Below are 13,142 nucleotides of genomic sequence, written 5' to 3' on the forward strand. Positions count from 1 at the left end.
GGACATTTCGAGGGGACCGCGAATAGGTGCATTAGGCAGTTAGGCAGTTGGAGCCCCCGGCAACGAAACCTAGCCCCTCAAACGTCCCGCTTTCGGAGAGCCCGGCGCCCCGCTCGCCAACCCGCACAAACAAGAAAGCCCGGCCAAATGGCCGGGCTTCTCGTCATCCAGATCAAGGCCTCACGCCCGTCCGAGCGCCTTCAGCCGGTTCTCCCGCAGCCGGGCGAAATCCTCGCCGGCGTGGTAGGACGACCGGGTCAGCGGCGTGGCCGAGACCATCAGGAAGCCCTTGCCCCAGGCCGCCTTCTCGTAGGCCTGGAATTCCTCGGGCGTCACGAAGCGTTCGACGGCATGGTGCTTGGGCGTCGGCTGCAGGTACTGGCCGATGGTCAGGAAATCGACCGAGGCCGCGCGCATGTCGTCCATGACCTGCAGCACCTCGGGACGTTTCTCGCCGAGGCCCGCCATGATGCCGGACTTGGTGAAGATCGTCGGGTCCAGCTCCTTCACCCGTTGCAGCAGCCGCAGCGAGTGGAAGTAGCGCGCGCCGGGGCGGACCTCTGTGTAGAGGCCCGGCACGGTCTCGAGGTTGTGGTTGAAGACGTCCGGTTTGGCCGCGACCACGGTTTCGAGCGCCGAGGCATCGCACTTCAGGAAGTCCGGCGTCAGGATCTCGATTGTCGTGTCGGGGGCGCGATGGCGCACGGCGCGGATCGTCTGGGCAAAATGCTCCGCCCCGCCATCGTCGAGGTCATCGCGGTCCACCGAGGTGATCACCACGTGGTTCAGGCCCAGCTTGGCCACCGCATGGGCCACCCGGCCCGGCTCGAAGGCGTCGAGCGCATCGGGGCGCCCGGTGGCGATGTTGCAGAAGGTGCAGCCGCGGGTGCAGATGTCGCCCATGATCATCATGGTGGCATGGCCCTGCGACCAGCACTCGCCGGCGTTGGGGCAGCCGGCCTCCTCGCAGACGGTGACCAGCTTGTTCTCCCGCATGATGTCGCGGGTGCGCTTGTAGCCCTCGCTGGTCGGCGCTTTCACGCGGATCCAGTCCGGCTTGCGAGGCTGGGCGTTGTCGGGGCGATGCGCCTTCTCGGGGTGACGCTGCTCGGGGATCTTGAGATCACGCACGGGGTTATGTCCGTTTCTGGCCGTGTCAATATTGCCGCCACCATACCGGAACTGGCGGCAGAGGCAAAGCGACGCGGCGCCGCAATGCACATGACGCAACGCAGCCCCGTCCTCAGCGCAAGGCGCGATATGCAGCCGCAGCATCACGCGGCAGGAAACCCTTGCCGATCAGGGCTCTACGCCGCCAAGTCCCGGGAAAAATTCAGGAAACCGCATTTCGCAGGCGCGGCAAAGACCTTGCGGCCAGTTTGGAACGATTTTAAGTTCCCGCCCATCCCATCATCCCCCACCATCCAATTGGAGGTTCAGACATGCAAGCTGGCGCAAAGCTTCCCGAGGTCACGTTCCGCACCCGCGTCCGTGACGAATCCATCGGCGGCCCGAATCCCTTCCGCTGGGAAGACAAGACCACCGCAGACTACTTCGGTGGCAAGCGCGTGATCCTCTTCTCGCTGCCCGGTGCCTTCACCCCCACCTGCTCGACCTACCAGCTGCCCGGCTTCGAGAACAACGCGGCCAAGTTCGCCGAACTCGGCGTGGACGAGATCTACTGCATGTCGGTCAACGACAGCTTCGTGATGAACCAGTGGGCCAAAGCCCAGGGCATCGAGAACGTGAAGGTCATCCCCGACGGCTCCGGTGAATTCACCCGCCGCGTCGGCATGCTGGTCCGCAAGGACAACCTCGGCTTCGGCCTGCGCTCCTGGCGCTATGCGGCGATCATCAAGGACGGTGTCGTCGAGGCATGGTTCGAAGAGCCCGGCATCTGCGACAACCACGGCGAAGACCCCTACGGCGTTTCCTCGCCCGAGAACCTGATGAAGTACCTCGAAGAGGCCAAGGCCGCCGCCTGAGCCCTGTTCTGAGACATCCTGACGGCCCGCCACCCCCCGGCGGGCCGTTTGCGTTTCATGGGCCGCCCACGCAGAGCCTGTCAGGGCGCAAGCCAAGACGGGCGCCTTGATAGGGGCCGAAGCGCCGCAGACGCACTGCCGCCGCCGATTGGCCCCACCATAAAAGCGCATTCATTTCAAAAACATATCCCGCGCGCCTGACGCCGGGCCGCGCGATCCATCCTGCGCTCAGGCCGCCTCCGGGGCGGTGCCGCCGCAGCGGACCTCCTGCACCAGCCCGTCGCCCACCTTGGCGAGGATATCGCCCAACTCGGTGAACCAGCCGTCATCGGGGCTGCTGCTGCGCCGGATCAGACCGATGGTGCGGAACGGCTCCGGCGCGGCGAAACGGTGCAGGGCCAGATCCTCCGCCTCCTCCCGCACGGCCAGCTCCGGCAAAAGCGTCAGCCCGAAGCCCGCCGCCACCAGCCGTGACAGCGTGGCCAGCGACGAAGCCCCCATGTTGATCTGCGCCGCGCTCCGGTCCCGGTGGCACACTTCCAGCGCCTGATCGGTCAGGCAGTGGCCGTCCTCCAGCAACAGCAGCTGCGTCGCGCCGATCTCGTCCGGGCGCAGGCTCTCGAGCCGCGTTCCGATGGAGGCCAGCCGCTGGGGGGAGCCCGCCAGCAGGAAGCGGTCCTCGAACAGCGGCCGCTCCACCACGTCGAGCCCACCGGAGGGGAGCGCCACCACCGCCGCATCCAGCTCGCCCACCGCGAGCGCCTGCAGCAGCCGGGCTGTCTTGCCCTCCTGCACCTGCACGTCGAGGGAGATGTCGCGCGCGCGCAGTTCGGCGAGCGCACCGGGCAGGATATAGGGCGCGATCGTCGGGATGATCCCCAGCCGGAGCTGCCCAGAAAGCCCCTGCTTCCAGCGTGCGGCCTCCTTCAGCGCCTGCATCTCGTCCAGCACCTTCTCGGCATGGGCGAGGATGATCCGGCCGAAGGGCGTCAGCACCACGTCCCGCGCCTGCCGCTCCACCAGAGCCCCGCCGAGTGCGGCCTCCATCTCGCGGATCTGCACGGAGAGAGCGGGTTGCGAGACATGGACCACCGCCGCCGCGCGACCGAAGTTGCGCTGCTCTGCGAGGGCCTTGAAATACAGCAATTGACGCAGGGATATATTCATAGGTTTTTCTTATCACAGCAGTAGGATTTGGCAATTGGAACCTATGGCCGAGACGCTAGTTGGTAGTGAACCGCAAAGAAGGAGCACGCCATGAGCGATCGCAAGCGTCTGACGACCACAGCCGGTTCCCCGATGCCGACCAACGAATACAGCATGACCGCCGGCAAGCGCGGCCCGGTGCTCATGCAGGATTACCAGCTGATCGAAAAGCTGGCGCACCAGAACCGCGAGCGCATCCCCGAACGCGTGGTCCACGCCAAGGGCTGGGGCGCTATGGGCACGCTGACGATCACCAATGACATTTCCAAGTACACCTGCGCCAAGATCTTCTCGGACGTCGGCAAGAAGACCGAGGTGCTGGCCCGCTGGTCCACCGTGGCCGGTGAACAGGGCGCCGCCGATGCGGAACGCGATGTGCGCGGCTTCTCCCTGAAGTTCTACACCGAGGAAGGCAACTGGGACCTCGTGGGCAACAACACGCCCGTCTTCTTCGTGCGCGACGCCTACAAGTTCCCCGATTTCATCCGCACCCAGAAGCGCCACCCCAAGACGAACCTGCGCTCCCCCGAGGCGATGTTCGACTTCTGGGCCGCGCAGCCTGAATCCGTGCACCAGGTGACGATCCTGATGTCCGACCGCGGCATTCCCGCCAACCCGGCGCGGATGAACGGCTATGGCTCTCATACCTTCTCGCTCTGGAACGACAAGGGAGAGCGGTTCTGGGTCAAGTTCCACTTCAAGACCATGATGGGCCACAAGACCTACACCAACGAACAGGCCGAGGAGATCATCGGCAAGACCCGCGAGAGCTATCAGGAAGACCTCTACAACATGATCGAGGAGGGTAACTTCCCGAAATGGCGCATGATGATTCAGGTCATGCCGGAAGAGGACGCGGGCAAGCAGCCCTACAACCCCTTCGACCTGACGAAGGTCTGGCCCCATGACGACTATCCGCTGATCGAGGTCGGCGAGCTGGAAATGAACGAGAACCCGGAAAACTACTTCATGTATGTCGAGAACGCGGCCTACAGCCCGTCGAACATCGTGCCGGGCATCGGCTTCAGCCCCGACAAGATGCTGCAGGGCCGGATCTTCGCCTATGCGGATGCGCACCGCTATCGCCTCGGCACCCATTACGAGCAGCTGCCGGCGAACCATGCCAAGGCGGCCAAGGACGTGAACTTCTACCACAAGGACGGGTCGATGCGCTTCTTCCCGCCCAAGACCGGCCACGTGGACGCCTATTACGAGCCGAACCAGTACGACGAGGCGGCCGTGGCCGATCCCTCCGTGGCCGAGCCGCCGCTGAAGATCGACGGCGACGCGGACCGCTACGATCCTGCCGACCCGGATGCGGATTACGTCCAGCCCCGCGCGCTCTATGCCGAGGTGCTTTCGGACGACGAGCGCAAGCGGTTGCACCTGAACATGGCCCGCGCCATGGCGCCCTGTTCGGACACCGTGAAGGAGCGGTGGTACGCGGTGCTCGGCAAGGTCTCGCCCGATTACGAGGCCGGCGTGCGCAAGGCGGCGGACGATCTCGAGGCGGGCAACATCGACGACTACCCGGGCATCCCGGTCACCGACGACACGCCGGTCCGCGCCGCGGAGTGACCGGCCCGAGGATCCCGATGCCCGGCGTGGCGGACGGATGATGGGAGAAGGCCCCGGAGCAGTGCTTCGGGGCCTTTGGTCTGTCTGGGCGTGCTGTGCGGGGGGCAGGTTGGCGCGATCAGCCTGGCTGACCCTTTGTGCGATGCGATCAGCCTGTCAGCGCGCTTGTCCGGCGCGACCAGCCGGTCGGCAACGTGTAGACCACGCCTGTTTGGTCAGGAACGGTCGGGCCTGTGCGGTAGCCGCTACCCTCTCCCCAAGTCCTGCGCGCTCTCCGGCGCGGGCGGTGCAACCGGCGCGGTCGGGACGCAGAGCGCGACCGACGGCAGACTCTTCTGCGCGGCCCGAGCATCCGCCGATCAAGAGCTCAACGCCAGCCTCACCTGCGCGTACAGGTTGCGGGGATGCTCGCGCCTTGCCCCGGCGCGCCGCCCTGCCCGGTCATCGGCGCCTCCCACGAGAGTTCGCCGAGCCCCGTGGCATCCATGCGGAACTGGACCCGCGCCATCGGTCCGCTGCCGCGACTGCGCCAGATGCCGAACCCTGCGAAGGACTGCGCGGGGCCACCGGCCTCGGCCAGGGTGCCGCGGGCAAAGAAGGTCGCGTCGGGATGGGTGGTCAGCTGCACCTCCAGCACCCGGGCGGCGGGCCCCGTGCCGGTGCCACGGCAGTGCCACGCCCCGACGACGGCGGCATCGGAGGCCCCCGCAGGAGGCACCGGCAGGCACAGCGCCCCCGATCCGAGGGCGAGGCCCAGGGCCGTGGCGGCAGGAAGACGGCGGGAAGTCATGGCTCAAATATCCTGTCGGTCCCGGGAAGAAGACACCTCCCCGGAAAAGGCGGCTGGCCGGAGGATAGAGGCCGCGATGCGGCGCCTGCAACCCCCGGAACGCGGGGACGCGGCGGCCTGCCGATGGACAGGCCCGTCCTGCCCGGTCTATCACCGAGACATCCTTGCCGGAGAGCCAGATGACGACCGTCCAGCCAGACGCCGGAGCCCCCTCCGAAGACCGCCCCCTGCGGCGGGTTCAGGAATACCTCAAGCAGATCGTCTATGGCGGCAATGACGGCATCGTCACCACCTTCGCCATCGTGGCGGGCTTTGCCGGCGCCGGGGCCGAGGGCACGGGCCGGATCGGCGGGCTCGCGGTGCTGGTCTTCGGCCTCGCGAACCTCTTTGCCGATGCGGTCTCCATGGGGATGGGGGATTTTCTCTCCGACCGGGCGCGGGCCGATCTCTATCGCGGGCGGCTGGGGAAGGCGCGCCGGACGCTGCGGGCCGATCCCCGGGCCGCGATCCGCGCTGTCTCCGAGGCGCTGCGCAGCCGCGGCCTGCCGGACGCCGAAGCCGCAGAGGTCGGCGCCATCCTGGCCCGCCATCCCGATACGGCGGCGGATCTGCACCTGACCATCACCGAGGGCATGACGCCTCCGGACGAGCGGCATCCCTTCCTCTCCGGGCTGGTGACCTTCTGCAGTTTCGTCCTCTTCGGCTCGGTCCCGCTGCTGCCCTACCTCGTGCGGGAGGCGGACACGCACGCCTTTACACTGTCTCTCACCGGCGCGGCCCTGGCGCTCGCCGGGCTGGGGCTGCTGCGGTGGTATGCGACCGGGCTGAGCCTGCTGCGTTCAGTGGGCGAAACCCTCGCGGTCGGCGCGGTCTGCGCCCTGGTGGCCTATGGCGTGGGGTTCCTCGTCGGGGCCTGATCGTCGCGCATTTCGCAACAATCGGAGCGACAGATCACGACTGTCGTAGTCCAAGCCCAGCCAGACGTCTCCCGACCCGCTCGTTCAGCCGATCAGCCCGCCCCGGTCGCCAAGCCGCTCGTAATGCGCCTTCAACCGCTGCAACGCGATCCGCAGCACGATCTTGCCCGACCGCGCGGACCAGCCCATGCGGCGCTCGGCGCTTTCAAGCCCTTCGAGGTGGCAGCAGCAGCGCAGGGCCACATCGCCGAGGCCGGGCCCCAGCTCACGCAGCGCGCCGCTCACACGGGCGCGGGCGGCCTCGGCCCCGCGCAGACCGTCGAGGTCCGGCACACCGCCGGAGGTGCCCGCGGTCAGGAAACGATCCCAGTTCTGGGTCGTGCGCGGCTCCATCTGAGCCAGTTCGAAATCCTCGCGCAGGCGCTCACCGGCGCGGACAAGATCGAGCGAGAGAAACGGTGTCCCGTCGCGGTCCCGTCTGCGCGCGAGCGCCGCCACGGGGCTGTCGATCCCCGCGTAGCGCAGCCGGCGCGCCGCCTCTTCCGGCCCATCAAACCCCTGCTGTGCTTCGGAAAACCCCGTGGCCGCCGCGGGCCCGTCGATCATTTCCCGCAGCGCCGCCCGGCCGGCTGCGGTGATCCTGTAGCGCGCGATCCGGCCCGGGGCCTCGCAGGCGATCCAGTCCTTCAGCGCCATGGCCTGCGCCAGTTCCCGGTCCACCACCGCCCGGCGCAGGGTCCCGCCATCGGGCTGGTCGCGCACCACGATGGCCTTCTCCATGTCCTGTGCCACCGCCAGCACGGCCCCTGCCTCGCAGAGACGGCGCAACACGCGGCGGCCCTCCCGTTTCAGGGTCTCGTCGTCCGGGGTCGCCGGGTCGGGTGCGATCGCCTTGTGTATCATGGTTGTCTTCCCTTCTGATCCGCCCGCGCGTTCCGCCGGGCCCGGGCCGGCGTTGCTGCCGCCCCCTCCAAGGCGATCCAGCGCCTCGTCCACCAGCAGATCGTCCCTGAGTGTCTCGATGCGCCGGATCTGGCGCAGCACGGTGGAGGCGTGGCAGCCCCCCAGCCGTGCCAGGGCTCGGATCGACTGCCCCCCCTCCGTATGCGCGATATAGCGCCGCGCCGAGACCGGCACCCATGCCGGGAAAGGCCCGCAGCCCGCAGGCCCGATGCTGTCCATTGTCATTCTGTCCCCCAGTTGCTGTCCCCGCCCTCTGCCGGAGCGGGTGATTTACCCCCAGAATTATCCACAGAGTAGAAATTCAATGGTTTCCGGATGGTTAACAGTCACCATCCCCAGGCATCATTGTTTCAATAAGATAAATAAACCTTTTCCGCCCGCGCGACCCTCCGCCCGCCGCCGCAACGCCCCTGCGGCCCATGTCACCATGATCCCCAGGTGCGCCCTGCACCGGTAGAGGAGGTAACGACATGCAGGATATCTGGACCCGTCTGACCGGGCTGCGCCGTCCGCGGCTGTTGATGCGCGCGGCACGGATCGCGGCGCGGGACTACCGCCGGACGCCGCACCTGCGCCGCCTGCTGGGGATCGAGGCCCCGGGCACGGGTCCGGCGCTGGTGCATCTGATGGAGGTCGAGGCCGAGATCAACCACAGCCGGCGGATCGGCGACGCGGCCTATTCGGTGCAGCGCCATGTGGAGGTCCTCAGCGCCCTCGTGGCGGAGGCCCGGCTCTACCGCGCGCAGGATGACCTGCCCGCCTGAGCACAGCGCCCCGGCCCGCCCGGACGGGCGAGATCACGAGACGCTGCCATGAAGAAAACCGTCCCGCCCCCTGCGGGGCCGGACGCAGGAGCGGAGCCCCCGGCCAGACGCCGGGGACCGGCTCACATGAAGGCGTCGGGCATCTCGGCCTTGCGCCGCGCGATATAGGCGCTCAGGGCCTCTGCCACCCCCGGGTCCATCCCGGGCTGCTGGTAGCTGTCGAGCATCTTCTGAACCCGCGCAGCGGCCAGCATCTGGCTGTCGCGGGCACCTTCCTCGTCCCAGGTCTCGAAGGGCTTGTAGTCCAGCACCTCGGTCCGCCAGAAGGCGGTCTGGAAGTTGCGCTGCGTGTGGCCACAGCCCAGGTAATGGCCCCCCGGCCCGACCTCGCGGATCGCGTCCATGGCCTGCGCTTCCTCGTCGTGGGACACGCCCGCCGCCATCCGGTGCAACATGCCCAGCTGATCGGCGTCCAGCACGAACTTCTCGAAGGACGAGACGAGGCCCCCTTCCAGCCAGCCGCAGGCGTGGAGCATGAAGTTCACGCCCCCCAGCAGCGCCGCGTTCAGCGTGTTCGCCGTCTCGTAGGCCGCCTGGGCATCGGGCAGCTTGGAGCCACACAGCCCCCCGCCCGACCGGAACGGCAGCCCCATGCGCCGGGCCAGCTGGCCCGCGCCATAGAGGATCTGGCTCGCCTCCGGGGTGCCGAAGGTCGGCGCGCCCGAGTTCATGTCGATCGAGGTCACGAAGGCCCCGAAGATCACCGGGGCACCGGGGCGGATCAGCTGCGAATAGGCGATACCCGCCATGACCTCGGCCAGGACCTGGGTCAGCGTTCCCACGACCGAGACCGGCGCCATGGCCCCGCCGACGATGAAGGGGCTGATGATCGCGCCCTGGTTGTTACGGGCATAGACCTCCAGCGCGCCCATCATCACGTCGTCGAAGGTCAGCGGCGAGTTGATGTTGATGAGCGAGGTCATCACCGTGTTCTGCTGCACGAACTCCTCACCGAAGAGGATATTGCACATGTCCACGCAATCCTGCGCCCGGCTCGGCTCGGTCACGGAGCCCATGAAGGGCTTGTCGGACAGGGTCATATGGGCGTGCAGCATGTCGAAATGCCGCTTGTTCACCGGCACATCGGTCGGTTCGCAGACCGTGCCGCCGGAATGGTGCAGCCACTTCGACATGTAGCCCAGTTTCACGAACTTGCGGAAATCCTCCATCGTCGCGTAGCGGCGGCCGCCGTCCAGATCGCGCACGAAGGGCGGGCCATAGACTGGCGCCAGCACGAGGCCCTTGCCGCCGATCTCGACGTTGCGCTCGGGGTTGCGGGCGTGCTGGGTGAAACGCGCGGGCGCCGTGGCACAGAGCTTGCGCGCCAGACCGCGGGGGATATGCACCCGCTCGCCCCGGACATCGGCCCCGGCATTGCGCCACAGGTCCAGCGCGCCGGGGTTGTTGACGAAGTTGACGCCGATCTCTTCCAGCACCGTTTCGGCGTTGGTCTCGATGATCTCCAGCGCCTCGTCCGAGAACATGTCGAGGTTGGGAATGTTGCGCTCGATGTAGCGCGCGGTGTCGAACTTGACCGAGGTCCGCTCGGCCCGGCGGGCCGCGCCGCCGCCTCCACGGGTCCGTCTGCGTTGGCTCACTTCAGTCATGGCGCGAATCTCCCATCCCGGAATTGCCTTCCCTTGTAGCCCCGCGTTCCGGGCCGCTGATCCCCAAGAACGGCATCAATGGTTGAAAAACGACACCTGACCCGAGGCTTGCGCCCCCGCGCCAACCGGCTAAAGAGACGCTTTCCCTTACCGTGCACGGGCCTCTTGCCTGATGCGCCCGAGCCGAATAAACGGAGCCATGAGCCAGACATCCCATGACCGCCTCCTGATCATCGACTTCGGCAGCCAGGTGACGCAGCTGATTGCGCGTCGTCTGCGGGAGCTGAACGTCTATTGTGAAATCCACCCCTACCAGAACGTCACCGACGCGTTCCTGGCCGAGTTCGCGCCCAAGGCCGTGATCTTCTCGGGCGGGCCCGACTCGGTGGTGCGCGAGGGCTCGCCCCGCCCGCCGAAAAGCGTCTATGACCTCGGCGTGCCGATCCTTGGCATCTGCTATGGCCAACAGGTCATGATGCAGGACCTCGGCGGCATGGTCGAAGCGGGCGAAAGCCACACCGCCGAATTCGGCCGCGCCTACGTGACCCCGACCGACGACCGGATCGACCTGCTGAACGGCTGGTTCCTCGACGGCGCGGGCCGCGAGCAGGTCTGGATGAGCCACGGCGACCACGTCAGCAAGATCGCCCCGGGCTTCGAAGTCTACGGCACCTCGCCCGGCGCGCCCTTCGCCATCACCGCCGACCTCGCGCGCCGCTTCTACGCCGTGCAGTTCCACCCCGAGGTGCACCACACCCCGAACGGTGCGACGCTGTATGAGAACTTCGTGCGCGACGCGGGCTTCACCGGCGACTGGACCATGGCCGCCTACCGCGAAGAGATGATCGCCAAGATCCGCGAACAGGTGGGCTCCTCCCACGTGATCTGCGGCCTCTCCGGTGGCGTCGACAGCTCGGTCACCGCAATCCTGCTGCACGAAGCGATCGGCGAGCAGCTGACCTGCGTGTTCGTGGATCACGGGTTGCTGCGGCTCAACGAGGCGACCGAAGTCGTCAAGATGTTCCGCGACAACTACAACATCAAGCTGATCCACGCGGATGAGAGCGACCTGTTCCTCGGCGCGCTCGAAGGCGTCAGCGACCCGGAAGTGAAGCGCAAGACCATCGGCAAGCTCTTCATCGACGTGTTCCAGAAGTACGCTTCCCAGATCGAGGATGCGACCTTCCTCGCGCAGGGCACGCTCTACCCGGACGTGATCGAGTCGGTCTCCTTCTCGGGCGGTCCCTCGGTCACCATCAAGTCGCACCACAACGTGGGCGGCCTGCCGGAGAAGATGGGTCTGAAACTGGTCGAGCCGCTGCGAGAGCTCTTCAAGGACGAGGTCCGCGCGCTCGGCACCGAACTGGGCCTGCCGTCCAGCTTCATCGGCCGCCACCCGTTCCCCGGGCCGGGCCTCGCGATCCGCTGCCCCGGCGAGATCACCCGCGAAAAGCTGGAGATCCTGCGCAAGGCCGACGCGGTCTACATCGACCAGATCCGCAAGCACGGTCTCTATGACGAGATCTGGCAGGCCTTCGCCGCGATCCTGCCGATGCGCACCGTGGGCGTCATGGGCGACGGCCGGACCTACGACTATGGCCTTGCGCTGCGCGCCGTGACCTCCGTCGACGGCATGACCGCCGATTACTACCCCTTCACCCATGACTTCCTGGGCGAGACCTCGACCCGGATCATCAACGAGGTGAAAGGCGTGAACCGCGTGTTCTACGATTGCACCTCGAAGCCCCCGGGGACGATCGAGCTGGAGTGATCCGGCCACCGGACCGAAACAGGAAACGCCGCGGACCCGATCCGCGGCGTTTTTCGTTCTCGGCCTGCCACTCCCGCGACGCCTTTTTCGGGGCCGATTGATCATAGGGTGAGCGCCGCGCCTATGGCAGAAGCGCAACAGAAGAGCGGCGCGAAAATCCGCATTTCACGCGCAATTTCAGCATCTTAAACCGCACTTCAAAACCAGAACATCAGCCCGCCGCGCGACCTCCTTTGCCAAGCAGCGCTCCCAAGCGGACCATCCGCGGGTATAGAGGATCTGAAACCACGAGCGGTGCCCGAATGTCGAACTTCCTGCTGCGCGATCCAGACTGCATCCTGATCCACATCCCCAAGACCGGCGGTTCCTCGATCCGGCGCGGGGTCTGGCAGGGGCGCTACGACGGGCCTGCCTTCGGCGAGATCCCCGCCGACTGGCCGCAGGTCTTCCGCTTTGCCTTCGTGCGCCATCCGCTCGACCGCTTCCTGTCGGCCTATGCGGATTTCACCCAGATCCGGGGCTACAGGGGCGACATGGAGACCTTCGCCGCGATCACCATGGACGAGAGCATCGACTACGGCGAGGAGCGCGCGGGCCGCAAGCAGCGCATCCGGCACCACACGATCCCGCAGACCCATCCGTTCAACTGCCTGCAGCTCGCCGACGAGATCTATCGCTACGAGGATTACGCCGCCGAAGTGGCCCGCCTCGCCGCCCGCACCGGCGTCGAGTTCGGGGAGCTGGCGCACCGCCGCAAGACGCAGCACGCAGGCTGGGAGGCGCAGATCCCCGTGGCGCTGCGCGCGCCGCTCACCGCCTTCTACGCCGAAGATTTCACCCGGCTCGGCTATCCGCTGCCCTGAGGTCGCGGCGGGCCATTGCCCCTTGCCTCTGCCTGTCGCAATTTGCGAAGAAGGAAGCCCCGAACCGAAAGGGCGCCGCATGGCCGACCGAGACCCGATCCTCACGCGCTGCGAATCCCACGGGCTGCGCATGACCGAGCAACGCCGCATCATCGCGGGCGTGCTGGACAGTTCGCGCGATCACCCGGACGTGGAGGAACTCTATGCCCGCGCCTCGGCCCGCGACCCGCGGATCTCGCTGGCGACGGTCTACCGGACGGTGAAGCTCTTCGAGGAATCGGGCATCCTCGAGAAGGTCGATTTCGGCGATGGCCGCGCGCGCTACGAAGACGCCGAGCGCGCGCATCACGACCACCTGATCGACATGACCACCGGCAAGGTGATCGAATTCGTCGATCCCGAGATCGAGGCCTTGCAGGAAAAGATCGCCGCCAAGCTGGGCTACAAGCTCAAGGGCCACCGGCTGGAGCTCTACGGCGTGCCGCTGACACGATCCGAGGACGACTGACGCCACGCCCGGCGTCAGACCGCGAGGTCACCGAGAGGTGCGCACCCGGAGATCGGTCAACCCGCGCAGTTTGACGGCATCCCGCGCAGTGCACCGGACCCGCCCCCGCAGTCCCGTTCACAAAGCTGGC

Annotated in this window: 12 protein-coding genes; 7 read left to right on the top strand and 5 right to left on the bottom strand. The window is 67.0% G+C overall.

The genetic code is table 11. The features are described from left to right. Positions 1-180 precede the first annotated feature (180 nt). Positions 181-1,131 carry a lipoyl synthase gene (gene lipA / locus ACX9MO_RS18570; protein WP_315900424.1) on the bottom strand — a complete coding sequence of 317 codons (951 nt, stop codon included), beginning with the start codon at positions 1,129-1,131 and terminating at the stop codon, positions 181-183. A gap of 311 nt (positions 1,132-1,442) precedes the next feature. On the opposite strand from lipA, the gene ACX9MO_RS18575 reads away from it, so the two are divergent. Further along, positions 1,443-1,985, top strand: coding sequence for a peroxiredoxin (locus ACX9MO_RS18575; RefSeq protein ID WP_222490050.1), 543 nt, complete (start codon positions 1,443-1,445; stop codon positions 1,983-1,985). 228 nt (positions 1,986-2,213) lie between these two features. Here the strand turns inward: ACX9MO_RS18575 and ACX9MO_RS18580 are convergent, their stop codons facing one another. Beyond that, positions 2,214-3,152: a LysR substrate-binding domain-containing protein gene (locus ACX9MO_RS18580; RefSeq protein WP_462212921.1), complete on the bottom strand. Its 939-nt coding sequence runs from the start codon at positions 3,150-3,152 to the stop codon at positions 2,214-2,216. 90 nt (positions 3,153-3,242) lie between these two features. On the opposite strand from ACX9MO_RS18580, the gene ACX9MO_RS18585 reads away from it, so the two are divergent. Beyond that, positions 3,243-4,769: a catalase gene (locus ACX9MO_RS18585; protein WP_462212922.1), complete on the top strand. Its 1,527-nt coding sequence runs from the start codon at positions 3,243-3,245 to the stop codon at positions 4,767-4,769. A 379-nt stretch (positions 4,770-5,148) separates the two neighbouring features. Here ACX9MO_RS18585 and ACX9MO_RS18590 read toward each other — a convergent pair whose 3' ends face one another. Then, positions 5,149-5,559 carry a hypothetical protein gene (locus tag ACX9MO_RS18590; protein WP_462212923.1) on the bottom strand — a complete coding sequence of 137 codons (411 nt, stop codon included), beginning with the start codon at positions 5,557-5,559 and terminating at the stop codon, positions 5,149-5,151. A gap of 179 nt (positions 5,560-5,738) precedes the next feature. Between ACX9MO_RS18590 and ACX9MO_RS18595 the strand changes: the two genes are divergently transcribed. Then, positions 5,739-6,476, top strand: a complete 738-nt coding sequence (locus ACX9MO_RS18595) for a VIT1/CCC1 transporter family protein (RefSeq protein ID WP_222490054.1) — start codon at positions 5,739-5,741, stop codon at positions 6,474-6,476. Between the two features lie 84 nt (positions 6,477-6,560). Here ACX9MO_RS18595 and ACX9MO_RS18600 read toward each other — a convergent pair whose 3' ends face one another. Further along, positions 6,561-7,664 carry a DUF6456 domain-containing protein gene (locus ACX9MO_RS18600; RefSeq protein ID WP_462212924.1) on the bottom strand — a complete coding sequence of 368 codons (1,104 nt, stop codon included), beginning with the start codon at positions 7,662-7,664 and terminating at the stop codon, positions 6,561-6,563. Between the two features lie 245 nt (positions 7,665-7,909). On the opposite strand from ACX9MO_RS18600, the gene ACX9MO_RS18605 reads away from it, so the two are divergent. Then, positions 7,910-8,203, top strand: coding sequence for a DUF6477 family protein (locus ACX9MO_RS18605; RefSeq protein WP_462212925.1), 294 nt, complete (start codon positions 7,910-7,912; stop codon positions 8,201-8,203). A 122-nt stretch (positions 8,204-8,325) separates the two neighbouring features. Here ACX9MO_RS18605 and ACX9MO_RS18610 read toward each other — a convergent pair whose 3' ends face one another. Continuing rightward, positions 8,326-9,870 carry a trimethylamine methyltransferase family protein gene (locus ACX9MO_RS18610; protein WP_462212926.1) on the bottom strand — a complete coding sequence of 515 codons (1,545 nt, stop codon included), beginning with the start codon at positions 9,868-9,870 and terminating at the stop codon, positions 8,326-8,328. Between the two features lie 199 nt (positions 9,871-10,069). On the opposite strand from ACX9MO_RS18610, the gene guaA reads away from it, so the two are divergent. From guaA to ACX9MO_RS18625, 3 genes are all read left to right on the top strand, one after another. Then, the gene (gene guaA / locus ACX9MO_RS18615) at positions 10,070-11,641 is read left to right on the top strand and encodes a glutamine-hydrolyzing GMP synthase (protein ID WP_462212927.1); all 1,572 of its coding nucleotides are present in this window, start codon (positions 10,070-10,072) and stop codon (positions 11,639-11,641) included. Between the two features lie 302 nt (positions 11,642-11,943). After that, positions 11,944-12,504 carry a sulfotransferase family 2 domain-containing protein gene (locus ACX9MO_RS18620; RefSeq protein WP_462212928.1) on the top strand — a complete coding sequence of 187 codons (561 nt, stop codon included), beginning with the start codon at positions 11,944-11,946 and terminating at the stop codon, positions 12,502-12,504. 79 nt (positions 12,505-12,583) lie between these two features. Further along, positions 12,584-13,012, top strand: coding sequence for a Fur family transcriptional regulator (locus ACX9MO_RS18625; RefSeq protein WP_462212929.1), 429 nt, complete (start codon positions 12,584-12,586; stop codon positions 13,010-13,012). Positions 13,013-13,142: the final 130 nt, after the last annotated feature.

This window comes from Pseudooceanicola profundus (genome assembly GCF_054919315.1).

What these genes read in the sequence shown, in the direction of transcription:
- ACX9MO_RS18625 (WP_462212929.1), top strand. Translation starts at nt 12,584, where the DNA reads ATGGCCGACCGAGACCCGATCCTCACGCGCTGCGAATCCCACGGGCTG.
- ACX9MO_RS18605 (WP_462212925.1), top strand. Translation starts at nt 7,910, where the DNA reads ATGCAGGATATCTGGACCCGTCTGACCGGGCTGCGCCGTCCGCGGCTG.
- ACX9MO_RS18590 (WP_462212923.1), bottom strand. Translation starts at nt 5,559, where the DNA reads ATGACTTCCCGCCGTCTTCCTGCCGCCACGGCCCTGGGCCTCGCCCTC.
- ACX9MO_RS18575 (WP_222490050.1), top strand. Translation starts at nt 1,443, where the DNA reads ATGCAAGCTGGCGCAAAGCTTCCCGAGGTCACGTTCCGCACCCGCGTC.
- ACX9MO_RS18610 (WP_462212926.1), bottom strand. Translation starts at nt 9,870, where the DNA reads ATGACTGAAGTGAGCCAACGCAGACGGACCCGTGGAGGCGGCGGCGCG.
- ACX9MO_RS18585 (WP_462212922.1), top strand. Translation starts at nt 3,243, where the DNA reads ATGAGCGATCGCAAGCGTCTGACGACCACAGCCGGTTCCCCGATGCCG.
- ACX9MO_RS18600 (WP_462212924.1), bottom strand. Translation starts at nt 7,664, where the DNA reads ATGACAATGGACAGCATCGGGCCTGCGGGCTGCGGGCCTTTCCCGGCA.
- ACX9MO_RS18580 (WP_462212921.1), bottom strand. Translation starts at nt 3,152, where the DNA reads ATGAATATATCCCTGCGTCAATTGCTGTATTTCAAGGCCCTCGCAGAG.
- ACX9MO_RS18595 (WP_222490054.1), top strand. Translation starts at nt 5,739, where the DNA reads ATGACGACCGTCCAGCCAGACGCCGGAGCCCCCTCCGAAGACCGCCCC.
- guaA (WP_462212927.1), top strand. Translation starts at nt 10,070, where the DNA reads ATGAGCCAGACATCCCATGACCGCCTCCTGATCATCGACTTCGGCAGC.
- ACX9MO_RS18620 (WP_462212928.1), top strand. Translation starts at nt 11,944, where the DNA reads ATGTCGAACTTCCTGCTGCGCGATCCAGACTGCATCCTGATCCACATC.